The sequence below is a fragment of the Methylobacterium sp. CM6247 genome (assembly GCF_054817925.1).
Window position 1 is genome coordinate 464,821 of the sequence record NZ_JBTXKX010000003.1, and the last position, 21,838, is coordinate 486,658.

Annotated in this window: 20 protein-coding genes and 1 tRNA gene; 9 read left to right on the forward strand and 12 right to left on the reverse strand. The window is 66.7% G+C overall.

What is annotated here, in order from left to right; all coding sequences use genetic code 11:
• Positions 1 to 61 precede the first annotated feature (61 nt).
• Complete coding sequence (locus tag ACYQOP_RS03035; RefSeq protein ID WP_461221088.1) at positions 62 to 868, forward strand: MOSC domain-containing protein; 807 nt, start codon at positions 62 to 64, stop codon at positions 866 to 868.
• Positions 869 to 898: 30 nt separating this feature from the next.
• Here ACYQOP_RS03035 and ACYQOP_RS03040 read toward each other — a convergent pair whose 3' ends face one another.
• On the reverse strand, positions 899 to 1,174 hold the full coding sequence (locus ACYQOP_RS03040; protein WP_056431754.1) for a hypothetical protein: 276 nt from the start codon (positions 1,172 to 1,174) through the stop codon (positions 899 to 901).
• Positions 1,175 to 1,370: 196 nt separating this feature from the next.
• Positions 1,371 to 1,634 carry a hypothetical protein gene (locus ACYQOP_RS03045; RefSeq protein ID WP_461221089.1) on the reverse strand — a complete coding sequence of 88 codons (264 nt, stop codon included), beginning with the start codon at positions 1,632 to 1,634 and terminating at the stop codon, positions 1,371 to 1,373.
• A 224-nt stretch (positions 1,635 to 1,858) separates the two neighbouring features.
• Here ACYQOP_RS03045 and argB point away from each other — a divergent pair, with 224 nt between their 5' ends.
• Complete coding sequence (gene argB / locus ACYQOP_RS03050) at positions 1,859 to 2,770, forward strand: acetylglutamate kinase (RefSeq protein WP_056431748.1); 912 nt, start codon at positions 1,859 to 1,861, stop codon at positions 2,768 to 2,770.
• Positions 2,771 to 2,845: 75 nt separating this feature from the next.
• On the opposite strand, the gene ACYQOP_RS03055 is transcribed toward argB, so the two are convergent.
• The 4 genes from ACYQOP_RS03055 to ACYQOP_RS03070 form a co-directional block, all read right to left on the reverse strand.
• Positions 2,846 to 3,505: a hypothetical protein gene (locus ACYQOP_RS03055; RefSeq protein ID WP_461221090.1), complete on the reverse strand. Its 660-nt coding sequence runs from the start codon at positions 3,503 to 3,505 to the stop codon at positions 2,846 to 2,848.
• Between the two features lie 363 nt (positions 3,506 to 3,868).
• Positions 3,869 to 3,943, reverse strand: a tRNA-Thr gene (locus ACYQOP_RS03060).
• Positions 3,944 to 4,003: 60 nt separating this feature from the next.
• Positions 4,004 to 4,492 carry an NUDIX hydrolase gene (locus ACYQOP_RS03065; RefSeq protein ID WP_461221091.1) on the reverse strand — a complete coding sequence of 163 codons (489 nt, stop codon included), beginning with the start codon at positions 4,490 to 4,492 and terminating at the stop codon, positions 4,004 to 4,006.
• 397 nt (positions 4,493 to 4,889) lie between these two features.
• Positions 4,890 to 5,357 (reverse strand): MarR family winged helix-turn-helix transcriptional regulator, encoded by a 468-nt coding sequence (locus tag ACYQOP_RS03070; protein WP_207410392.1) that lies wholly within the window; start codon positions 5,355 to 5,357, stop codon positions 4,890 to 4,892.
• Positions 5,358 to 5,708: 351 nt separating this feature from the next.
• On the opposite strand from ACYQOP_RS03070, the gene ACYQOP_RS03075 reads away from it, so the two are divergent.
• Positions 5,709 to 6,854 carry a type II asparaginase gene (locus ACYQOP_RS03075; protein WP_461221093.1) on the forward strand — a complete coding sequence of 382 codons (1,146 nt, stop codon included), beginning with the start codon at positions 5,709 to 5,711 and terminating at the stop codon, positions 6,852 to 6,854.
• Positions 6,855 to 6,877: 23 nt separating this feature from the next.
• Here the strand turns inward: ACYQOP_RS03075 and ACYQOP_RS03080 are convergent, their stop codons facing one another.
• Complete coding sequence (locus ACYQOP_RS03080; RefSeq protein ID WP_461221094.1) at positions 6,878 to 7,798, reverse strand: bestrophin family protein; 921 nt, start codon at positions 7,796 to 7,798, stop codon at positions 6,878 to 6,880.
• Positions 7,799 to 8,310: 512 nt separating this feature from the next.
• Between ACYQOP_RS03080 and ACYQOP_RS03085 the strand changes: the two genes are divergently transcribed.
• Positions 8,311 to 10,287 (forward strand): acyl CoA:acetate/3-ketoacid CoA transferase, encoded by a 1,977-nt coding sequence (locus tag ACYQOP_RS03085; RefSeq protein ID WP_207410065.1) that lies wholly within the window; start codon positions 8,311 to 8,313, stop codon positions 10,285 to 10,287.
• A gap of 200 nt (positions 10,288 to 10,487) precedes the next feature.
• Positions 10,488 to 11,474, forward strand: coding sequence for a M10 family metallopeptidase C-terminal domain-containing protein (locus ACYQOP_RS03090; protein ID WP_461221095.1), 987 nt, complete (start codon positions 10,488 to 10,490; stop codon positions 11,472 to 11,474).
• 13 nt (positions 11,475 to 11,487) lie between these two features.
• Here the strand turns inward: ACYQOP_RS03090 and ACYQOP_RS03095 are convergent, their stop codons facing one another.
• Complete coding sequence (locus tag ACYQOP_RS03095) at positions 11,488 to 12,804, reverse strand: UDP-glucose dehydrogenase family protein (protein WP_461221096.1); 1,317 nt, start codon at positions 12,802 to 12,804, stop codon at positions 11,488 to 11,490.
• A 307-nt stretch (positions 12,805 to 13,111) separates the two neighbouring features.
• On the opposite strand from ACYQOP_RS03095, the gene ACYQOP_RS03100 reads away from it, so the two are divergent.
• The 4 genes from ACYQOP_RS03100 to ACYQOP_RS03115 all read left to right on the forward strand — a co-directional run bounded on the left by ACYQOP_RS03100 (position 13,112) and on the right by ACYQOP_RS03115 (position 16,404).
• Positions 13,112 to 14,209, forward strand: coding sequence for an iron ABC transporter substrate-binding protein (locus tag ACYQOP_RS03100; RefSeq protein ID WP_461221098.1), 1,098 nt, complete (start codon positions 13,112 to 13,114; stop codon positions 14,207 to 14,209).
• A complete protein-coding gene (locus ACYQOP_RS03105; RefSeq protein ID WP_461221099.1) occupies positions 14,206 to 15,246 on the forward strand; it encodes a FecCD family ABC transporter permease in 1,041 nt (346 codons plus the stop codon). The genes ACYQOP_RS03100 and ACYQOP_RS03105 overlap by 4 nt, the downstream gene beginning before the upstream one ends.
• Positions 15,243 to 16,016, forward strand: coding sequence for an ABC transporter ATP-binding protein (locus ACYQOP_RS03110; protein ID WP_461221100.1), 774 nt, complete (start codon positions 15,243 to 15,245; stop codon positions 16,014 to 16,016). The genes ACYQOP_RS03105 and ACYQOP_RS03110 overlap by 4 nt, the downstream gene beginning before the upstream one ends.
• A 67-nt stretch (positions 16,017 to 16,083) precedes the next feature.
• Positions 16,084 to 16,404 carry a hypothetical protein gene (locus tag ACYQOP_RS03115; protein WP_461221101.1) on the forward strand — a complete coding sequence of 107 codons (321 nt, stop codon included), beginning with the start codon at positions 16,084 to 16,086 and terminating at the stop codon, positions 16,402 to 16,404.
• A 29-nt stretch (positions 16,405 to 16,433) separates the two neighbouring features.
• Here ACYQOP_RS03115 and ACYQOP_RS03120 read toward each other — a convergent pair whose 3' ends face one another.
• The 4 genes from ACYQOP_RS03120 to ACYQOP_RS03135 all read right to left on the reverse strand — a co-directional run bounded on the left by ACYQOP_RS03120 (position 16,434) and on the right by ACYQOP_RS03135 (position 21,786).
• Positions 16,434 to 17,609 carry an MFS transporter gene (locus ACYQOP_RS03120; RefSeq protein WP_419952035.1) on the reverse strand — a complete coding sequence of 392 codons (1,176 nt, stop codon included), beginning with the start codon at positions 17,607 to 17,609 and terminating at the stop codon, positions 16,434 to 16,436.
• Positions 17,610 to 17,712: 103 nt separating this feature from the next.
• Complete coding sequence (locus ACYQOP_RS03125) at positions 17,713 to 17,958, reverse strand: ADP-ribosylglycohydrolase family protein (RefSeq protein ID WP_461221103.1); 246 nt, start codon at positions 17,956 to 17,958, stop codon at positions 17,713 to 17,715.
• A gap of 36 nt (positions 17,959 to 17,994) precedes the next feature.
• A complete protein-coding gene (locus ACYQOP_RS03130) occupies positions 17,995 to 19,962 on the reverse strand; it encodes an ABCB family ABC transporter ATP-binding protein/permease (protein ID WP_461221104.1) in 1,968 nt (655 codons plus the stop codon).
• A gap of 129 nt (positions 19,963 to 20,091) precedes the next feature.
• Positions 20,092 to 21,786: a LysM peptidoglycan-binding domain-containing protein gene (locus tag ACYQOP_RS03135; protein WP_461221105.1), complete on the reverse strand. Its 1,695-nt coding sequence runs from the start codon at positions 21,784 to 21,786 to the stop codon at positions 20,092 to 20,094.
• Positions 21,787 to 21,838 lie beyond the last annotated feature (52 nt).

The following is a 21,838-nucleotide window of genomic DNA, read 5'->3' on the forward strand; positions in this document are numbered from 1 at the left end:
AGCACCACAAGACCCGGTCACGGACTTGCGCTTCAGGAAAGCTTCGGGCGAAGCTGGCGCGATGAATGTCCAGCCGACGCCCCCAAGCGAACTGCACCTCGAGGCGCTTCATCGCTATCCGGTGAAGGGTCTGTCGCCAGAGCGTCTGGACGCGGCGACGCTACGGGCCGGAGCCTATTTTCCCGGCGATCGGCTCTTCGCCATCGAGAACGGGCCGTCAGGGTTCGATCCGGCGGCTCCCAAGCACCAGCCCAAGATCAAGTTTCTGATGCTGATGCGCAACGAGGCCCTGGCGCGTCTCGCAACGCGCTACGACGCGGACCGTTCGATCCTGACAATCTCTCAAGACGGGCGCTGCGCCGTCGAGGCGGACCTGTCGGTTCCAGAGGGGCGCGAGGCGGTGGAAGCGTTCTTCGCAAGGGAATTCGCCGACGCCCTGCGCGGGCCGCCGAAATTGCTCACCGCGCCGGAAGGCTTCCGCTTCACGGATTCGGCGCGCGGCTTCGTCTCGCTCCTCAATCTAGCCAGCGTGGCGGCGACCGAGGACATGGTGGGAGCGCCCGTCGATCCGTTGCGCTTCCGCGCGAACCTTCACCTTTCCGGGCTCGCGCCGTTCGCCGAACTGGATCTGGTCGGTCGCGTCCTGGCGTCAAAAGGCGGCGTCCGCCTGCAAGTCTCGAAGCGGACGGAGCGCTGTGCGGCGACGAATGTCGACCCGGCGACCGGACTCCGCGACCTCGCGATCCCAAAGGCCCTCTCGACGCAACTCGGCCATACCGATTGCGGTGTCTATGCCGAGGTGCTCAGCGGCGGCCGCCTCGAACAGGGCGAGACGCTCCTGCTCGAGCCGTGCGAAGTCAGGCCATAATCGCACCTGGGTTCGCGCCGCTGGGCAAGGTCAGATCGGGTGGCGCGGGACGAGCACGATGGCTGCGGCGTAGCCCGCCCGGCGTAGGCCGCGAAGATCGGCATGGCGCCGCTCGCAGGTCACCCTGACGTAGCGCTTCTCACCCTCCTCACTCCAGGTGGAAGCCGCCATGGTCTGGCCGTGGATCATGCATTCCATCGGCGTGTGCGCAGGTGACACGATGATGTCGAGGGCGGTGGTGCGGGAGCAATCCTGCGCCGCGATCATGCTGGAGCAAACGAGGGCGACGGCTAACAATTCTGACATGACGGACCCCTTTTTCGGTTCGGCGAATAAGGTCCGCGGTGTTGCTCAGGCGTCGAGCGGCCGCGTGATTGTTGCCTGAGCGTTCCTCGTCGTTTTTCATTGGACTTGGTCTAGCATGACAGATGCCAAACCTGTCGCAAGGTGGCCTCGGCCCCGGCCGAACATGGCTCTCATGCACGGCGCGAAGACTTCGGCTTCATGCGCGAAGCGATACATTGTCGGCCCGCGATCGGCGGGTGACGAGGCGGTCCTCGTTACGAGGTACGAGCCAGGTCGGCTCGGGCTCGGCGCGGGGCAGGATGCTGGCGACGGCATCGAGATCGACGACGTAGCTGTCGGTCAGTCTGCGCCAGACTTCTGCGGGAGAGGCGGTGTCCTTCCCGATCTGGGCGAGGGCGGCAGTCAGATTCCGAAGGCCGGTGAGGGTCGGACGGGCGAGGGTGGTATCCGCGGCAAGCATCGGAGGGAGCGTCCTGTGCAATCTTCCAAAGGATCACAGGACAGGGTTAACGCACGGTTATGCCCCCCTTGGTGCTGGCCGTCCTCACCACCGATCCGCCTTTCACGACGGGACCATTTTTCCGAGCTTTGGCGGCTATGGCGCTTCGCAGTGCGACATCGCTGCGCTAGAAGCGCGTCGTCGCGCATCCCGATCCGGCGCCGTAGCGAGGACAGTGCCTCACGATGAAAGAATCTCTGGCAAAAGACGCCCTCCCGAACGTGCATGTGCGCGCGGAAGTTCTGGTCCAGGCCCTGCCCCACATGCAGCGCTACGATCAGGAGATCGTCGTCATCAAGTATGGCGGCCACGCCATGGGCGACCGCGCCGCGGCGGAAGATTTCGCCGAGGATATCGTGCTCCTCGAGCAATCCGGCCTGAAGCCCATCGTGGTTCATGGCGGCGGCCCGCAGATCGGGCGCATGCTCGGACGGCTCGGCATCGAGTCGGAGTTCCGCGGAGGCCTGCGCGTCACCGACGAGGCGACCGTCGAGGTGGTCGAAATGGTGCTCGCCGGCTCGATCAACAAACAGATCGTCGGCTGGATCTCGGCCGAGGGCGGTCGCGCCATCGGCCTCTGCGGCAAGGACGGCAACATGGTCCGCGCCCGCAAGGCGACGCGCACCGTGATCGACCCGGAGAGCCAGACCGAGAAGGAGATCGATCTCGGCCTCGTAGGCGAGCCGGAGCATGTGGAACGCGGCGTCCTCGACGCGGTGTTGAAGGCGGAACTGATCCCGGTCCTCGCCCCGGTCGCCTTCGGCGCCGACGGCCAGACCTACAACGTCAATGCCGATACGTTCGCCGGGGCCATCGCCGGAGCCCTGCGGGCCAAGCGCCTGCTGCTCCTCACCGACGTGCCGGGAGTACTCGACAAGGACAAGAAGCTCCTCACCGACCTCACCCTGGAGGATTGCCGCCGCCTCATCGCCGACGGCACCATTACGGGCGGGATGATCCCGAAGATCGAGACCTGTATCTACGCGCTGGAACAGGGCGTCGAGGCGGTCGTGATCCTCGACGGCAAGGTGAGCCATGCCGTGCTGCTCGAACTCTTCACCGACCACGGCGCCGGTACGCTGATCCGCCGGGCCTGAGCACAAAGCCCCGGGACGTAACCCCTACGTCCCGGGGCGCGGCATCATAGCGACCGCCGGGTCCTCAGAACGTCATCATTCCTCGGCCTTGCCGGGATCCGGCACACCGGCCTTGGCCCAGAACGCGGCCGTCGCCTTACGATAAGCCTTGGTGAGGGCAGGTCCTTCCGCGCCCGCCGGACCAATCTCGTCCCAGATCTGCTGGCACAAGGTGGCCTGGACCGTGAAGCGGCTGGGATCCTCGGTCTTGGAGGCAGCGATCAACGCGCCGACGATCTTGCGCATGCGTTCGGCATTCTGAGCGAAGACCTCCTCGCCTTCAGCCACGCGGCGGCTCGCTGTTTCGGCCTTCGCGGCGCGACGTTCGGCGGATACCGTATCCTTCGTCACATCCGCCTCGTCGGGCCGGTACGCAGCCTCAACCTCCTTGAGAGCGGCGCGGCCACGCAGGATCATAGGCTTGGCATCGGCCCGACCCCGGCAAGAGGCGCGCAGTTCGACGAGGAGACGCTTGGCCATGCCCACCATCTTGCGCGACGGCGGGGACACGGAGGCTGCAACGGCTGCCCTTTCCAAGGCGGCGATGATCGAATCCGCGTCGGCCGGGGGCCGCTCGCTGGCAACGTCGGCGCCGGAAATCGCCAGTGCCTTATGGTCCGGCTCAAAGCTCACAATGAAACCCTCGCGATCGATCTGGGGCGCCGCGCGCGCGACCGTTCGCACCGCCGCTTTCATGTCCGAAGCCGCCCTGTCGAGAAACCCGCGGCACCGCCGCACACCACATTCAGCCTTCACTCAAGCAGCTTGGCTGCCGCAACGGGGCGTAGCCCTATCCCCTGGGCCGCGACAGCGTCAAGGCAGCGCCAGGAGTGGTCGGACCGCCTGCCTTTTTCAAACATGCCCCTCGCCGAGGCGTGACCAAAGGCGAAGATGCGAATGCTGCCGTCTCCGGCACCGCGCTATGCACGGTCACGTGAAGGCTGTTGGAAGACGTGAATCGGTAGGTAGAAATGAAGCTGTCGCGCCCGAAAGTCGTTCAACCAGCAACGAAGCCTAGTCGCGGGAGACGCAGCACGAACGCTGGGTTTTTCGGGAAAATGGTGCTGCTGGACAGGATTGAACTGTCGACCTCCTCATTACCAATGAGGTGCTCTACCACTGAGCTACAGCAGCCGATCGTCGCGACGCGTCGGCGACGAGCGGGGAGTTAGCGGATCGAAGGCGGCTTGGCAATCACTTCTCGCCGCCTTTGATCGTTACGGGCGAAACGAGCAGCCCTGTGTCCCTTTTGCACGCCGCGCGAATGATGCCGGCGAGGCCGGATTCGGCGACAGCCTCGGCCGCGTCGGAGGGTGTGAACCAGCGATCCTCGCGCTCACCCCGTTCCGGCCAGTGCTTCAGCTGCTTGCGGACCTCCAGGGGGAAGACCTTCACCTGGCAGAGTACGAAATCACGGCTCTTGAGCCGCTTCTCATAGAGGTAGAAGCCGAGCGGCCTCTTGCCGATCTCGCCTAGAAGCCCGGCCTCCTCATAGGCCTCGCGCGCAGCGGCCTCGTAGGGCTTGCGCCCCTTCATCGGCCAGCCCTTCGGGATCACCCAGCGGCGGCTCTCCCGTGAGGTGATCAGGAGAATCTTGAACCCACCATCCGACAGACGCCGGAACGGCAAGGCGCCGACCTGACGCCGGGGCTCCGTCTCACTCTCCACCAGGGCTGAACTCATGGAAGGGGAACGCCGCGATGCCGCATGGGTTCGATGGATCCGCGCGTGATCGGTTCGAGTTCAGCGGCCCGCCGCTTCCCTGCCTCGACGATCAAACTCGGAACTTTCGACAACCAGGTCATCGAACACCCCTGCCCTGTGGCGTGAGGACCGGCACGCGGGAACGGGCAGGCGGAGAGAAAGGGAAGACCCGATGCGCCGCATGGCACGATGCCGGACGTGGCCGGCCTTTAACGGTAAATGAACGCTTACCTCAAGGTAAAACTTATCCGGCAAACCATATCGATAGCATAGGATAATAAGATGATATCGGAACGGAGCGTACAGCGCGATTGTGACAGTGCGACCACGACGGGCGGTCGACCGAACGGCGTCTCGGCCATGCCGGAGACGGCCTTCAGCCGGTGACGCTCAGGTTCTCGATCAGGGCGTTCAGGTCGGCCCGCATCGCCTGCACCTCCGGCTCCGACATGTTGAGCTGGCACATCACCGATTCCCGCACGAGCCGTGCCTCGGCCCGCAGGTCGCGCCCCTGCTGGGTCAGTTGGATCTCGACTTCGCGCTCGTCGCTCTGTCGCCGATGACGGATCAGGAAACCTGCGGTTTCGAGCCGCTTGAGAACGGGCGTCAAGGTTCCGGAATCGAGACGCAGCCGGCGACCGATATCCGACACCGTGACACCGTCGGTCTCCCAGAGGACGAGGAGGACCAGATATTGCGGGTAGGTCAGCCCCATCCGCTCCAGCATCGGGCGGTAGGACCGGGTGATCCGGTGAGCGGCAGCGTAGAGGGCGTAACAGAGCTGATTATCGAGCAGCAAAGGGTCCGTCGTGGAGCCTGTATGCTCCTCCGGAGCGTCGACCATATACACCACGCGATCTATCCCCGGATCAGGCCGGCGCGATGCCCAAGCGGCGTCATCGGTTCCTCGCGCTTGGGTCTCGTACGTCGTACCGGGCCGTGACAGCCCACAACACGAAAGTCTCGCCATTTCATTCCGATTGCAAGCATTTACCCGATCGGTGAAGCGGACCCATGCTTCGATCGCGGCCGGCGGATGCGCCGGATCGGCCGAGCCGGGCAGCAGGATCGCCCCTCCAGTTACGATGTCGAAGGAATGACGCCGGAACAGCCTGTGACCGCCGCCTTTTTGGCCTGGGCGTGAACGGGGGGAGCGGCCACAATGAAGTCTTCCCGCCTGTGACAGGATACCACGATGCAGCTTGTTCCTCCCGCTTACCGGCCCACCGGTCGTCCGATCGCCTTCGCCCTGGCTCTGAGCGTCGGATTGTCCCTCGCGCCGCTCCCAGCCATCGCTCTCGAAGGCCCGGCACCGGCCAAACCCGGTGAAGCGGCGGCCCCGGCCGCGACGACAAAGCCCCGCGTGGTCATCGTCGCCACGGGCGGCACGATCGCGGGCGCGGGTGCGGATGCCGCCAACAGCGCCACCTATCAGGCGGCGAAGGTTCCGGTGGATAAGCTCATCGCCGCCGTGCCGGCCATCGCACAGGTGGCTGAGGTACGCGGCGAGCAGGCGTTCCAGATCGCCTCGGAGAGCTTCACCAACGCACAGTTGATTCAGCTCGCCAAGCAGGTCTCCGCCCTGGTCAAACGCGACGACGTGGATGGAGTGGTCATCACCCACGGTACCGACACCGTGGAGGAGACGGCCTATTTCCTCGACCTCGTGGTGAAGACCGACAAGCCCATCGTCATGGTCGCCTCCATGCGGCCCTCCACGGCGATCTCGGCCGATGGCGCGCTCAACCTTCTCGATGCCGTGGTGGTGGCTGGCGCGAAGGATGCCCGCGCCAAGGGCGTGCTCCTCACGATGAACGACGAGATCCAGGCCGGACGCGACACCACCAAGCGCGTCAACATCAAGCCCTCGGCCTTCTTCAGCCAGTGGGGCCCCCTCGGCATGGTGGTGGAGGGCAAGACCTATTGGTTCCGCGCGCCGGTGAAGCGCCACGGCACCACCTCCGAGTTCGACATCGATTCCATCGATAGCCTGCCGGACGTCGCCATCGTCTACGGCTCGGGCAACATGCATCCCGAGCCCTACACCTCCGCCGTCGCCACGGGCGCGAAGGCCATCATCCATGCGGGCACCGGCAACGGCTCGGTGGCCGGCTACCTCGTCGACACCCTGAAGGACATCCGCTCCAAGGGGGTGCAGATCATCCGTTCGTCCCGCGTCGGCGACGGCTTCGTCCTGCGCAATGCCGAGCAGCCGGACGACAAGTACGATTGGGTCGTCGCCCACGACCTCAACCCGCAGAAGGCCAAGATCCTCGCCGCCGTGGCCCTGACGAAGACGCAGGACACCAAGGAGCTTCAGCGGATCTTCTGGGAGTACTGAGCCCCCACCGCTCGCGCCACGCCTCAGCGCAGGAGGAAGCCCTCCGGCGCGAGAGGCGGCGGCGCGGGCTCCCCCAATGCGTCGAGGACGATCCCCTCCACGACGCGGACCAGCGCGTCGAGGGGGAGATCGTTGGGCTCGGTGCCGAACGGGTCCTCCAACTCGTCTCCGAGGGCATCGAGGCCGAAGAACGTGTAGGCGACGAGTGCCGTCACGAGCGGCGTCACCCAGCCCAGCGTGCCCGCCAGACCGAAGGGCAGGAGCAGGCAATAGATCCAGGCCGTCCGGTAAAGAAGCAGGGTATAGGCGAAGGGCAGCGGGGTGCCCTGGATGCGCTCGCACACGATCTGGACCTGGCCGAGAGCCGCGATCTTCTGCTCGAGGAAGCCGAACTGGATGTCGGTCAGAGCACCGGCCCGCTGCGTCCGACCGAGATCGGCCGTGAGGTGCACGAGCACGGCATCGGCGATGCTCGGGCGGTCGCGAAGGGGTGCGGCCTCCGCCTCGGACAGCCAGGGGGTTGCGGCCGCCACCTCGTCCTCGCGCCGCATCTGCGCGTGGAGGGCCTTGGCAAAGCCCATCACGCGTTTCAGTGCGCGGCTTCGCAACGCGTCGTGCCGCTCCTCGGGCAGGAGCGCCGTCAGGAGCCGGGCCAACGCCCTCGCTTCGAGGATCAGCGTTCCCCAGGCTTTGCGCGCCTCCCACCAGCGGTCGTAGCAGGCGCCGTTACGGAAGCTCAGGAAGATCGAGAGAGCCAGCCCGACCAGGGTGAAAGGCCCGATCCCCGCGCTCATCGGGAAAGGATGGGGCCAAGCCCGCTCGACAGCCACGACGACGATGGCCGCCAGGGTGATGAAACTCACCTTCAGCGCGACCCGCGGCAGGATCGAGCCCTGGAGCGTGAACAGCACCGCCATGAGATTGGGACGCGAACGGACGATCATCGACGACTTATGGTTTCGTTGGGGGGATCACCGGTCGCGGCGAAGGACCGGCATCCCCGAGCCTGCGTCACCCGGCGGCTCCCGGCAAGGCAAGCTCTCGTGACGAACGCGGACCAGCGACGAACCGCCCCAACGTCGTGCGTTCGAATGACAGAAACGAGGTTGGGACCGACAACGGTGGAACGAATCGCCACCAAAATTCGAAATGTTGAATACTTTCGACCTTCCCGCACCGCACAAGTGTTCAGCCAATGACGGCGAGCCCTCAGGATTAGACGCAATCCTCACTGATCACTGGAAATGCCGGCAGTCCGGACATGAAAACTCGCGCTAACGCTGCACTGCAACAAGACGCGAACGCCGCGACTGGCGCTAGACCGGACCCTTGCGAAAACTGGACCGTATCTTTACGCTGCCTGCGCCAAACAAGACTTCCTCATCCACGGCATTATGCAAAATATCACTTGCGTTAGGGCCGGGATGCGGGAGGCGCTCTGAGGATAGACCGGTCGATGAAGAAAAATAAGGTGATCACGGCCGAGGAGGCGATCGCCCTCATCCGGCATGACGACGTCGTCACCACGACGGGGTTCGTCCAGAGCTGCATCCCGGAGGCGCTCCATGCCGCCCTGGAGAAGCGCTTCGTCGACACGGGCGCCCCGCGCGGCCTGACCCTGATCATGACCGCCGGCGCCGGCGACAGCAAAGGCCTCGGCACCGGCCGCCTTCACCACGAGGGCCTGCTGAAGCGCGTCATCGCCGCCAATTTCGGCCGCATGCCGAAAGTGGCCAAGGCCGCCCAGGACAACAAGATCGTCGGCTACAACCTGCCCCAGGGCGTGATTTCGCAGCTCTACCGCGCCTGCGCCGCCGGCCAGCCCGGCCTCTTCTCCAAGGTCGGCCTGCATACCTATGTCGATCCGCGCCATGGCGGCGCCCGCGTGAACGAGGTGACGACGGACGAGATCGTCAAGCTCGTCGAGGTCGATGGCGAGGAATGGCTGTTCTACACCGCCACCAAGATCGACGTCGCCTTCATCCGCGGCACCTCGGCGGACCCGGCCGGCAACATCTCCTTCGAGAAGGAGGCTCTCACCCTCGACTGCCTGGCCCAGGCCATGGCCGCGCGAAACAATGGCGGCATCGTCATCGCGCAGGTGGAGCGCATCGTCGATGACGGCTTCCTGCTGCCCAAGGACGTGCGGGTGCCGGGCATCCTCGTCGATTGCGTGGTGCTGGCCGAGCCCGAGATGCACCGCATGAATTACGGCGTACAGCACGACGCGGCGCTGGCCGGCCAGATCCGCGTGCCGGTGAGCGGCATGAAGAAGATGAAGCTCGACGCCCGCAAGATCATCGCCCGCCGCGCGGCCTTCGAATTGCCGCCGAACGGCGTGGTCAATCTCGGCGTCGGCGCACCCGAAGGTATCTCGGCGGTGGCCAACGAGGAGAAGGTGACGCCCTACATCACCCTCACCACAGAGGCCGGGGCCGTGGGCGGCGTGCTCGCGTCCGGGTCGAGCTTCGGCGCGGCGACGAATGCCGATTGCGTCATCGACCAGAACCAGATGTTCGACTTCTACGATGGCGGCGGTCTCGACATGACCTGCCTCGGCATGGCCGAGTGCGACCAGCACGGCAACGTCAACACCAGTGCGTTCGGCGGCAAGCTCAACGGCTGCGGCGGCTTCATCAACATCAGCCAGAACGCGCGGAGCGTGGTCTTCGCCGGCACCTTCACCGTGGGCGGCCTGGAGACCACGATCGAAGACGGCAAGCTCAAAATCGTCACCGAGGGACGCTCGCAGAAATTCCTGCCCCAGGTGGAGCAGATCACCTTCAGCGGCCCCTATGCACAGAAGCGCTCTCAGCCGGTGATCTACGTCACCGAGCGCTGCGTCTTCCAGCTGACGGACGAAGGACTCGAACTCATCGAGGTGGCACCCGGCATCGATATCGAGCGCGATATCCTGCCCCATATGGGCTTCATGCCGATCATCAAGCACCCGGCGCAGATGGATGCGAGGCTGTTCCGGGACGAGCCGATGGAACTGCTCTCGGATCTCCTCAACCTCAACCTGCCGGAACGGGTCAGCTACGACGCCGAGCGCAACATCCTCTTCCTCAACCTCGAAGGCTGGCACGCCCGCATCAAGAGCGACATCGACGACCTGCGCAAGGTCTTGGTCGATGCCTGTAAGAAGGCCGGCCAGCGGGTCAACTCGGTGGTCAACCATGACGGGTTCCGCATCAACGAGAACCTGTACGACGATTACGCCAGCATGATCCAATACCTGTCGGCGAACTATTATCTCACCACCACGCGCTACGCGACGAGCGCCTTCCTGCGTCTCAAGATGGAAGAAGCGCTCAACAATCGCGGCCTCGCCCCGCACGTCTTCGAGCGCAAGGAAGACGCTCATGCCTTCCTCGACGGCATGGACCGCAAGGTGCGGCGCGCCTCTACGGCCATCGACGCGGCGGCGTGAGAAATGCCGCCTCCGGGTAAGGCTCGGAGGCGGCGTACCGCTCGGGATGAAGTGCAGCGTCATGCTGCGGCGACCGACCGCTCCGCCCACAGGGCGGATGCTCGGCCTTAAGCCTTTCTCAGGTTTCGGTTGCAATCACATCATCGACACCGCCCGCTCCTCTCGGGGAACGGGCGGGCAAGGTGATGGAGAACGCGTCCGTGGTTACGATCAAATCCTCGCTGCCCTTGGATGCGCATACGATCGACATTTATTCGTATGACGATCAGGTCAGCTATTCCCATCAGGTCGAGACGGGTTTTCGCGCCTCGCTGAGCGAGGACATCTTCTTCGACATCGTCGGCTCCGGTTTCTCCTACGAGGCCGGCCCCTACCCCGCCACCGGCGTGACCAACGGCGTCACCCTGTACTTCGGGGACAGCACCTTGCTGGAGATCCAGGGTCTCGCGATCACGGCTGATCAGGCTCTCATCTATCGCGAGCAGGATGCCGGGAGCGTTCGGGCCGCGATTTTCTCGGGCGACGACACCATCACCGGATCGAAATACGCCGATCTCCTCGATGGCTATGCCGGGGCGGATTCGATGACCGGTGGCGGTGGCGACGACGTCTACATCGTCGACAATATCGGCGACCGGGTGTTCGAGCGTCCGATGGCGGGCACCGACCGCGTCGAAGCCTCCATGTCCTTCTCCCTCGGTAAGCAGTTCATCGAGAACCTGACCCTGATGGGGAACGCGGCCATCAACGGCACCGGCAACACGCTCGACAACGTGCTTCTCGGCAACGATGCGGCGAACAAGCTCAAGGGTGGCGGTGGCGGCGACATCCTCGTGGGCGGCGTGGGGAAGGATACGCTCACGGGCGGCGTCGGCAACGACACCTTCGCCTTCCGGGCCATCTCGGACAGCCTTGCCGGCAAGACTTACGACACGATCACGGATTTTGCTTTGGGCCAGGACCGGATCGACCTCTCGGCGATCCAGGCGGTGACCGGTGCCGAGGGCGACCAGGGCTTCACTTTCATCGGCGATGCCGCCCTCGCCCAAGCCGGAGACCTGCATATGCGGGTGTCCGGAAGCTCCACGTTCCTCGAAGGCGATGTCGACGGGAACGGACGGGCCGATTTCCAGATCCTGCTGAAGGCCATCGTCGGCGGCCTTCAGGCGAGCGACTTCATCCTCTGATCCCGCGGGCGGTTCACGCCTCCGGCGTCGGCACGCCGATGCCGACATAGTGGAAGCCGTGGCGGGCCACGTCCTCGCCCCGGTAGACGTTGCGCAGGTCCACTACCACCCGGGCGGCCATGCTGTCGGCGAGCAGCGCCCAATCGAGGGCGCGGAAGGCGTTCCACTCGGTGACGATGACGAGGGCGTCCGCCCCTTCGGCGCAGGAATAGGGGTCGTCTGCATAGGCGATGTCGGGCATCAGGTGCTTCGCGCCCTCCATCCCCTCCGGGTCGTGCGCGCGGATGCGGGCGCCGGCATCCTGCAGGCCGGCGACGATGGACAGGGACGGCGCGTCGCGCATGTCGTCGGTATTCGGTTTGAAGGTGAGGCCGAGGAGCGCGATGGTCTTGCCCCTCACCGAGCCGCCGCAGGCGGTGACGATCTTGCGCGCCATCGCCCGCTTGCGCTGGTCGTTGACGGCGACCACCGCTTCCACGAGCCGGATCGGCGTGCCGCAATCCTGCGCGGTCTTCACCAGCGCCAGCGTATCCTTGGGGAAGCAGGAGCCGCCATAGCCCGGACCCGCATGCAGGAATTTCGAGCCGATGCGATTGTCGAGGCCGATGCCGCGCGCGACCTCCTGGACGTTGGCGCCGACCTGCTCGCAGAGATCGGCGATCTCGTTGATGAACGTGATCTTGGTCGCGAGGAACGCGTTGGCGGCGTATTTCGTCAGTTCCGCCGTGCGGCGGCCCGTGACTAGGATCGGCGCCTGGTTGAGATAGAGCGGGCGGTAGACCTCGTTCATGACGCTGGCCGCGCGGGCATCATCGGCCCCGATCACGATGCGGTCCGGACGTTTGAAATCGCCGATCGCGGCGCCTTCGCGCAGGAATTCGGGGTTCGACACCACGGCGAAATCGGCATCGGGCCGCGCCTCGCGGATGATGCGCTCGACCTCGTCTCCGGTGCCGACGGGAACCGTGGATTTGGTCACCACCACGGTATAGCCGGTGAGCGCTGCGGCGATGTCGCGGGCCGCCGCATAGACGTAAGAGAGATCGGCGAAGCCGTCGCCCCGCCGGGACGGCGTACCCACCGCGATGAACACTGTATCGGCGGCGGCGACCGCGCTCGTCAGGTCGGTGGTGAAGGTCAGCCGGTTCTGGCGGACATTGTCGGCCACCAGCGTGTTGAGGCCCGGTTCGAAGATCGGGATACGCCCCTGCTCGAGCGCCTCGATCTTGGCCGGATCGTTGTCGACGCAACAGACCGTGTGGCCGAAATCGGCGAAGCACGCACCGGAGACCAGGCCGACATACCCCGCGCCGATCATCGCGATCTTCATCAGGCTCTCTCCTCGGCCGCCTCGATCGGGCGTCTCGACCAACCGTCTCTCGCCGCCGGCGGTGACAGATCCATGACGGATCGGGCGCTTGCCACCCTCGGCCCCACCGGACCGGGAGGATGGCGGACCATCACGTCGGCAGGTCTCGCTGCCTTCACCTCCGCCGGGCGGATCGATGGACCGGGGCTGTATAGCAGCCCCTCGCGGATGACAAACGAGAGGCCGGTTCGGTCACTCCGGGTCTCGGGCCGATCCCGGCGCGTGCGTCGCGGAGCGCGGCGCCCGCCGCCATGATACGATATCGGCCATGATCCTTCGCTTCATCCCGCCGGCCGCCGGCCGCAGACAGGTTTCGTCCCGCGCGACGCAGGTGCTCGCAGCCGCCGCGATGGCTCTGATGGGCCTCGTCTTCACCGTAGAGGCAGGCGCTGCCCGCCCCTTCGTCGATGCGGCCGGGCGCACGGTGGAGGTGCCAGAGCGCGCGCGCCGCATCCTCGCCGCCGGTCCGCCGGCCTCGGTCCTGCTCTACACACTGGCGCCCGAGACCATGATCGGCTGGGTCCGCGCCCCCTCCCCCGACGAGGCCGCCTTCCTGTCACCGGAAACGCGTGGCCTGCCCGCTTATGGCCGGCTCACCGGCCGGGGCAATACCGCCAATGTCGAGGCCGTGCTCACTCTGAAGCCGGACCTCATCATCGACGTGGGCAGCACGGCATCGACCTATGCGTCCCTCGCCGACCGGGTGCAGGCGCAGACGGGCATCCCCTACATTCTCCTCGACGGCGGCATCGACCGGACGGGCGAGACCTATGCCAAGCTCGGCGATCTGGTGGGAGTGCAAGAGCGGGCCAGGGATCTCGCCGCCCATGGGGAGGCGATGATCGCCGAGGTGAAGGACCGGATCACCTCGATCCCTGCCGACAGGCGACCGCGTGTCTACTACGCTCGCGGGCCACGCGGATTGGAGACGGGGGTTTCGGGCTCGATCAATACCGAGCTCCTCGACCTGGCCGGCGCCCACAACGTCGCGGAGGGCGGGGGCGCCACGGGGCTCACGACGATCTCGCCGGAACAGGTCCTGGCCTGGGACCCCGACGCCATCGTCACCCTCGACCCGGCTTTCCACCGGACCATATCCACCGATCCGCTCTGGAGCACGCTACGGGCCGTTCGCGCCGGCCGGGTCTACCAGACGCCGCGCCTGCCCTTCGGCTGGTTCGACTCGCCGCCGGGAATCAACCGCCTGATCGGCCTGCGCTGGCTCGCGGGCCGGCTGTATCCCGACCTCTTCCCCGAGCCGATGGAGAGCATCACGCGCGATTTCTACACGCGCTTTTACCATGTGGACCTCGACGCGGCGCAGCTGGAAACCCTGCTGAAGGATGCAGGAGCGGCCCGCCCGTGACAGCCTCCTCCCTGGCAGCCCGGCCCGCCTTGCGCCTCGCGGTGACGGGCGTACTCCCGCTCCTCGCGCTGGTGATGCTGGTCCTGGTGTCGCTGGCGACGGGCAAGTACTCCGTGCCCGTCGCCGATGTGGCGCGCATCCTCTGGGCGAAACTGTTCGGGCTGACCTCTTCCATCGATCCGACCGCGCAGATCGTCGTGCTGCAGGTGCGCCTGCCGCGCGTGGCGGCGAGCCTCGTCGTCGGCGCTGCCCTCGCCGCCGCGGGCTCGACCTACCAGGGCCTGTTTCGCAATCCCCTGATCTCGCCCGATATCCTCGGCGTCTCGGCGGGGGCGAGCCTTGGTGCCGTGCTCGGCATCTTTCTCTCGCTCCCCGTGGGTGCGATCCAGCTCCTCGCCTTCGCCGGGGGATTGCTCGCGGTGGGCGCGGTCTACGCGGTGGGCCTCGCGGTACGGCGGCACGATCCGGTGCTCACCCTGGTGCTGGCCGGCGTCACCATCGGAGCGGTGCTGGGCTCCGCGATCTCGCTGCTCAAGGTGCTGGCCGACCCCTACAACCAGCTCCCCGCCATCACCTACTGGCTGCTCGGCAGCCTCGCCTCCGTCAGCCTCGGCGATGTCGGAGCGATCCTGCCGGCCATGGTGCTCGGCCTGCTGCCGCTCGTCCTGTTCGCCTGGCGGATGAACCTGATGAGTCTCGGCGAGGAGGAGGCCCGTGCGCTGGGCGTGGAGACGCGCCTGCTGCGCCCGCTCTTCATCGCCGCCGCGACGCTGGTGACCGCCGCCGCCGTCTCGGTCACCGGCGTGATCGGCTGGATCGGCCTCATCATCCCGCATGTGGCGCGGCTGATCGTCGGGCCGGATTTCCGCCGCCTGCTGCCGGCCTCCCTGCTGATGGGGGCGGGCTATCTCCTCGCGGTGGATCTCGTCGCCCGCACCGTCGCGCCCATCGAGGTGCCGCTGGGCATCCTCACCGCGCTCATCGGCGCACCGTTCTTCCTCTGGCTCCTGGCCACCGCGAAGGGGGGCTGGGCGTGAGCCTGCAGGTCCAGAACCTCGCTTTCGGCTACGGCGCCAAGCCCCTCGGCGAGGGCATCGGCTTCACCTTGGAAGCGGGCGAGGTGCTCGGCCTTCTGGGCCCGAATGGCGGCGGCAAGACTACCCTCTTCAAGACCCTCCTCGGCCTGATCCCGGCCAAGGCGGGGCGAATCCTCCTCGACGGCGAAGATGTGGCGACGTGGTCGCGGGCGCGGTTCGCGCGGAGCGTCGCCTACGTTCCGCAGGCTCATGCCGCCTTCTTCCCCTTCCGCGTTCAGGACGTGGTGCTGATGGGGCGGGCGAGCCGCCTCGGTGCCTTCGCGGCCCCCGGCAAAGCGGACGCGGCGATCGCCCTCGAGGCCCTGGCAACCCTCGGTATCCGGCATCTGTCCGAGCGGCGTTACACGGAGATCAGCGGTGGCGAGCGCCAGCTCGTCCTCATCGCCAGGGCTCTCGCCGGGGAGCCGCGCTTCCTCGTCATGGACGAGCCCACCGCCAGCCTCGATTTCGGCAACCAGGCCCGCGTCCTCGACCAAGTGCGGCGCTTGAAGGAACGCGGCATGGGCATCGTTCTCTCGACGCACGACCCCGACCACGCCTTCCTCTGCGATCGGGTGGCGCTCCTGCACGAGGGCCGGCTCCTGGCGCTCGGCAGACCGGAGGAAGCCGTCACGCCGGAGACCCTGCGCCTCCTCTACGGAGTCGACGTCGCCATCGTGCCCCTGCCGGGCGGCGGGCGCTTCGTCTGCACGCCGATCCTGCCCCGCTGACGCGGCACGCCGGCACCCGCCCGCGCGTTGCCGTGCTGACCTGCCGCGATGATGGGACGGATTCCCGATGCCAGTGCTGGAGACCCCCGACGGCCGCTACATCGTCGTCAAGGGACGCCTCTGGCGGCGCACCAATCCGAACCTGAGCGAAGAAAAGCGGGAGCACCTCGTCAAGGCGCTGATGGATGCCCGGCGCGCGGTGAAGGAGGCCAAGCGCTCGGGCGACGAGGCCGATATGAAGCGCGCCCGCGCGGCGGTCGACGCCGCCAAGCACGGTCTGGGCGAACGCGGCCCCGTTTGGTGGACGGACGGCACGCCCGACCAGAACCGCCGCATGGTCGCAAACACGACCTATGCCGAGTGGTATGCGGGGCTCGCAGAGGCGTAGCAGCCTCCCCCGACGATGGGCGCGTGATCCTACCGCGAAAGCAGCTTTCCGGTGACAGTGCCGACACTCAGGATCACGAGGGCGCAGAGCGCGAGGGCGGTGAACTGGCCGAGGCCCTGAAGCGCCGAGCCGAGGATCGCGACTCCCAAAGCCTGGCCACAGAAGAACGAGAAGGCGTGGAGCGAAACCGCCGAGGCGCGGGCCGTCGGTGCCACCTCGGTGACCTGCACCTGAAAGGTGTTGTGGAGCATGTAGAAGCCGAGGCCCAACGCCACCAGGGCCGCGCAATCCACCTGCCAGCTTGCCGCGCTGCCGATGACCAGAAGGGCGCCGGCGCAGATTACGCCTCCGCCGATCAGCATCCGCCGCATCCCGAGGAGGCGCAGGAGCACGGCGACGAAGGCCGAGTAGAGCAAACCACCGGCGGCGAAGCCCGCCAGTGCCAGCCCGGCCTCGCGGGGGCCGCCCTCCCCGCGCGCCTCGATCAACGGCGCGAGATGGGGAAAGATGCCGAAGACTGCGATGGCCTCCACGAAGACGGCGATGAACAGGACCCGCGCACGGGGGATCGCGACGATGGTGCGGTAGCGGGCCACCGCTTCGCCCAGCGCGAAGCGTTTGGGTGCCGCGCCGGCCGCCCATTCGAAGCCGAGGATCGCAGCCGCACAGCCGAGGGCCGCCACCGCCGCCGTGATGGCGAAGACGCCCTTCCAACCGACATCGGCCTCGATGAGACCGGCGAAGGTCGAGCCGGACAATTGGCCGAGGATGACGGCGACGAGGAACCGGCCGATGGCGACCTGTCGGCGCTCCAGCGGGATACGGTCGCCCATCAGGGCGAGCGCCAGGGGAATGACGCCGCCCGCCGCCGCGCCCGCCAGGATGCGGAGCCCGAACAGCACGGTGAGATCGGCCGAGACCGCGCATCCGGCGAGCGCCAGGGTGAGGATGCCGAGACAGACCGCGATGACCCGTTCCTTGCCCAACGAATCCCCGACCGGCCCGAGGATCGGCTGGATTAGCGCATAGGGCAGCGCGAAAGCCGTCGAGAGAAGCGCCACTGTATGCGGATCGCTCTGCAGATCGCGGGCGAGCACGCCGACGAGGGGCTCGATGGCCCGTCCGGCAAAGGTGCTGGCGAAGCCGGCGAAAGCCAGGATCACGATCAGGCGCGTGGTCGAGAAGGCCGTTGGCGCTACGGTCATTCATACCCTCGAAACGGGGACGATCCGGTCGACCCTCGCACGAGCGTCCGCACGGGTGTTTTCCATACGCGGATCATGACGGCAACGCGCGATGCGCCCGGTATCAGGCTTTCGCCGCCAAGGCATCGGCGAGATCGACGATCCGCTCGCGCCAGGCGAGGGGCCGGAGCCAGCGTTCGGGGATCGCCGAGGCGCCGTAGAGGGCGCCCGCGAGCTGACCGGTGACGGCACCGACCATATCCGCGTCCTCGCCAAGATTGACGGTCAGGATCAGCACGTCCTCGAAGGTCTGGGTGGTGCCGACCGACCAGTAGGCCGCCTCCAGCGTGTGGATCATGTAGCCGGACACGACGACAGATGATTACGTACCGCCGCTTGCGATACGTTATTCGGCGGGCATCGGCTCGGGTACGACGGGCCTTTTCGGTTGAGGGGCCACACGCTCCACCGAGGGCGGGACGTCGTCATCGACCCGCTCCTCCTCGGCGCGCTTGAGGATCTCTCGGGCCTCGTCGGCTTCGCGCTGGCGGCTCCAGAGGGAAGCGTAGACCCCGCCGAGATCGAGCAGGGTCGGGTGGTCGCCGCGCTCGACGATGACGCCCCGGTCGAGAACGATGATTTCGTCGGCATTCACGACCGTCGACAGGCGGTGGGCGATGACCAGGGTGGTCCGACCGCGGCTGACCTTGTCGAGGGCGTCTTGGATCTCGCGCTCGGTGAAGGAATCGAGGGCCGAAGTCGCCTCGTCGAGGACGAGGATCGGCGGGCCCTTCAGGATCGTGCGGGCGATGGCGACGCGCTGTTTCTCGCCGCCCGAGAGCTTCAGGCCGCGCTCGCCCACCGGCGTGTCGTAGCCTTCCGGCAAAGCGGAGACGAACCGGTCGATCTGGGCGAGGCGGGCGGCCTCGCGCACCGCCTCGTCTCTCGCATCCCACTGGCCGTAGCGGATGTTGTAGCCGATCGTGTCGTTGAACAGCACGGTGTCCTGCGGCACCATGCCGATGGCGGCCCGCAGGCTGCCCTGCTCGACGGAGGCAATGTCCTGGCCGTCGATGAGGATGCGGCCGGATTGCGGCTCGTAGAACCGGAACAGTAGGCGCGACAGGGTCGATTTGCCCGCCCCCGACGGGCCGACGATGGCAATCGTACGCCCGGCCGGCACCTCGAAGCTGACGCCGCGCAGGATCGGCCGTGCCGGATCGTAGGCGAAGCGCACGTCCTCGAACCGGACCACACCGGCCGAGACCGCGAGAGGTTTGGCGCCGGGCCTGTCGGCGATTTCCGGGTTGCGATGCAGGATCCGGAACATGTCGTCGATGTCGATCAACGCCTGTTTGATCTCGCGGTAGATCATGCCCATGAAGTTGAGCGGCATGGAGAGCTGGATCAGCATGGTATTCACGAGGACGAACCCGCCGAGCGTGGTTCGCCCGGCCATGATGTCCCGCGCGGCGAGCCACATCACCACCGTCATGCCGATGGTGAAGATCAAAGCCTGACCGGCATTGAGCACGGCGAGCGAAACGTAGGTCTGGGTCGACGCTGTCTCGTATTTGGCCATGGAGCTATCGTAGCGTTCAGCCTCGCGGCGTTCGGCACCGAAATACTTCACGGTCTCGAAATTGAGCAGCGAATCGACCGCCTTGGTGTTGGCGTCGGTATCCGAGTTGTTCATCCGCCGGCGGATCTCGATCCGCCATTGCGTCGCCTTCCAGGTGAAGGCGAGGTAGGCTGCCACCATGACGAAGACGACGAACGAGTAGAGCCAGTCGAACTCGTAGGCGAGAACGCCGATCACCAGCACGAACTCGACGATGGTGGGTACCAACGTCAGCACCATCAGGCGCGAAAGCTCTTCGATGCCGCCGCGGCCGCGTTCGAGCACTCGGGTGAGGCCCCCGGTCTTGCGCTCCAGATGGAAGCGCAGGGAGAGCCGGTGCATGTGCTCGAAGGTCTGGAGCGCGAGGCGACGCACCGCATGCATCGCCACCTTGGCGAAGAGCCCGTCGCGCACCTGGGTGAGCAAGGCCATGATCACGCGTGACAGGCCGTAGAGCCCGATCATCAGCATCGGCGCCGCGAACAGGCCCGTGGGGAGCGTGGCGCCGAGGCCGTCCTTGTCCCCCACTGCCGCCACGAGGGCGTCGGTCGCCCATTTGAAGGTGAAGGGCGTCAGCATCGTCACGAATTTCGCGACGAGGAGGAGGCCAAAGGCGAGGAAGACGCGCCGCTGCAGGTCCGGCCGGGTATGGGGCCAGAGATAGGGCCACAGGCGCCGATACGTGGCGAACAGGCCGGGACGCTCGGGCGGCGGCGTGCCGCCGTTCGCCACGGCAGTGGGATCGGTGCTCATTCAGACAGACTCGGGAGGATGAACCAGGAGTGGACGAATTCAGCCCCCGATATAGTCTCTCGAACCGTTCCAGACAGGCACCCGGCGGCGCAGGGCCGGGCTGCAGACTGAGCGGTACCGGGCCTCGTCTCAGCTACGACGCTTGTCCTCGGGCAGAGTCGACGCGGTTTCGGACGGCACGACGAAGATCTGGCCGGGATAGATCAGGTCTGGATTGCGGATCTGCGGCTGGTTGGCGTCGAAGATCACCGTGTACCGGGTCCCCCTTCCATAGACGCGCCGACTGATCTGCCAGAGGCTGTCGCCGCGCGTGATCCGAGCCGTGTTGATCTCCGGCACGAACACATTCTGCGGCGCGGCCGAGGGCTGGCCCGCCGGGGCCTGAGCGGATGTCGCGCCAGCCTCGCCGGTGGTGGGTCCCGGCTGCGACCGGCCGATCGTCATCGGAGACGCAGGCGCGCTCGGCGTGGCATCCTGCGGCGCCCCCTGAGCCGGACGCTCGGACGGGGATGGAAGGGTCCCGTATCCCTGGGCTCCGGCGAACTTGGCATGCGTCCTCGCCGCCAGCGCCGCGCTTGGCAAGGGCTTGTTCGGAAGAGCGGGTGGCGTCAGGGCCGCCACGCCGTTGGCCGGCGCCTCCTGCCGGATGCCGAGAGCGGGCTTTGCCGGGTTCGGCATGGCGAAGCCGACCTCGGACCGGTTCTTCACCTTGCCGGAGACCGGATCGACCTGATCGATGCGGATCCGGTAATCCCCGGGGGCGACGCCGCGCCCGATCGTGAACGAGACACGCCCGTCGGCGCTGACACTGCCGGGGGCGATCAGCGTGTCGTTGATGTAGAGGCGCACGGTGGCACCGGCCGGCGCTTGTCCGGTCAAGAAAAGGCGGCCGCCCTCCTCCGCATCGACGCTGACGACTTTGACCGGCACGGCATCCGGCTTGGCCGTTTCAGACCTGGCATCCTCAGGCTTGCCAGCGTCAGGCTTGCCACTGTCAGACTTACCACTCCCAGACTTGGCGCTATCGGTTCGGCCCGCGAGAGCCTTGCCGACGCTACCCTTCGCGGCATCGACGGAAGCCCGGCCCGCAGCGCCGGCCGGGGCCGGATCGGTGTCCTTCCGTACGTTCCCCGCCACCTTGGCCGCAGCCGCATCCGTCGGACGATCCGGCTGCGACAGGACGACGGTAGGTTTGTCGGGCGAAGTCAGAGCGATGAGCGGTTTGGTGGTACGGTCGGCGGACACCACAACCATGACGGTTTCCCGCGCCTGACGACCTTGTCCGTCGGCCCCGATCGAACTCAGCGTGATCTCGCTGCTACCGGCGGGGAGCGCAGGCGGGACGATGGCAAACTGGCCGGACGGGTCGATGAGCGCACGGGCAATCGGATGGTTGTCGCGCAGCATCTCGACGGTGGTGTTGGGCGTTCCGCGACCGGCGATCACGGTCTCGCCTGTCGGCTCGACGCGAATGATATCGAAGGTCGGGGCCTGCGCCTGGTCCTGCGCGGCGGATGGATTGCCCGTCTGTCCGGTGGCGCCCCGCCCCCCGGACGGCGACTTTCCCGGCGTCGTCGAAGCCCCCTCCTCGCGGCGCACGGGCGGAGTCACCGGCGAGCCGGCGGCCGCGGGCGATTCGGCCGCTCGCGATTCCGGCGTGCTGGTCTCATTCGACCGGGGCAGCGCCGCCGCGGCCACGGGCTGCTTGTCGCCCTGAACACGCTTGACCATCTCGCCCGCGCCGAACAGCACGACGACCAGGGCGAATCCGGCCAGCAGGCCGCCGCCCGCGAGAATCAGGCCTCGCCGCCATTCCGCCGTCATGGCACCGCTCTCCTCAAATCCATCGACTTTGCGGCAGATAACATCGCCGGGT

What these genes read in the sequence shown, in the direction of transcription:
- ACYQOP_RS03035 (WP_461221088.1), top strand. Translation starts at nt 62, where the DNA reads ATGAATGTCCAGCCGACGCCCCCAAGCGAACTGCACCTCGAGGCGCTT.
- ACYQOP_RS03040 (WP_056431754.1), bottom strand. Translation starts at nt 1,174, where the DNA reads ATGTCAGAATTGTTAGCCGTCGCCCTCGTTTGCTCCAGCATGATCGCG.
- ACYQOP_RS03045 (WP_461221089.1), bottom strand. Translation starts at nt 1,634, where the DNA reads ATGCTTGCCGCGGATACCACCCTCGCCCGTCCGACCCTCACCGGCCTT.
- argB (WP_056431748.1), top strand. Translation starts at nt 1,859, where the DNA reads ATGAAAGAATCTCTGGCAAAAGACGCCCTCCCGAACGTGCATGTGCGC.
- ACYQOP_RS03055 (WP_461221090.1), bottom strand. Translation starts at nt 3,505, where the DNA reads ATGAAAGCGGCGGTGCGAACGGTCGCGCGCGCGGCGCCCCAGATCGAT.
- ACYQOP_RS03065 (WP_461221091.1), bottom strand. Translation starts at nt 4,492, where the DNA reads ATGAGTTCAGCCCTGGTGGAGAGTGAGACGGAGCCCCGGCGTCAGGTC.
- ACYQOP_RS03070 (WP_207410392.1), bottom strand. Translation starts at nt 5,357, where the DNA reads ATGGTCGACGCTCCGGAGGAGCATACAGGCTCCACGACGGACCCTTTG.
- ACYQOP_RS03075 (WP_461221093.1), top strand. Translation starts at nt 5,709, where the DNA reads ATGCAGCTTGTTCCTCCCGCTTACCGGCCCACCGGTCGTCCGATCGCC.
- ACYQOP_RS03080 (WP_461221094.1), bottom strand. Translation starts at nt 7,798, where the DNA reads ATGATCGTCCGTTCGCGTCCCAATCTCATGGCGGTGCTGTTCACGCTC.
- ACYQOP_RS03085 (WP_207410065.1), top strand. Translation starts at nt 8,311, where the DNA reads ATGAAGAAAAATAAGGTGATCACGGCCGAGGAGGCGATCGCCCTCATC.
- ACYQOP_RS03095 (WP_461221096.1), bottom strand. Translation starts at nt 12,804, where the DNA reads ATGAAGATCGCGATGATCGGCGCGGGGTATGTCGGCCTGGTCTCCGGT.
- ACYQOP_RS03100 (WP_461221098.1), top strand. Translation starts at nt 13,112, where the DNA reads ATGATCCTTCGCTTCATCCCGCCGGCCGCCGGCCGCAGACAGGTTTCG.
- ACYQOP_RS03115 (WP_461221101.1), top strand. Translation starts at nt 16,084, where the DNA reads ATGCCAGTGCTGGAGACCCCCGACGGCCGCTACATCGTCGTCAAGGGA.
- ACYQOP_RS03120 (WP_419952035.1), bottom strand. Translation starts at nt 17,609, where the DNA reads ATGACCGTAGCGCCAACGGCCTTCTCGACCACGCGCCTGATCGTGATC.
- ACYQOP_RS03130 (WP_461221104.1), bottom strand. Translation starts at nt 19,962, where the DNA reads ATGAGCACCGATCCCACTGCCGTGGCGAACGGCGGCACGCCGCCGCCC.
- ACYQOP_RS03135 (WP_461221105.1), bottom strand. Translation starts at nt 21,786, where the DNA reads ATGACGGCGGAATGGCGGCGAGGCCTGATTCTCGCGGGCGGCGGCCTG.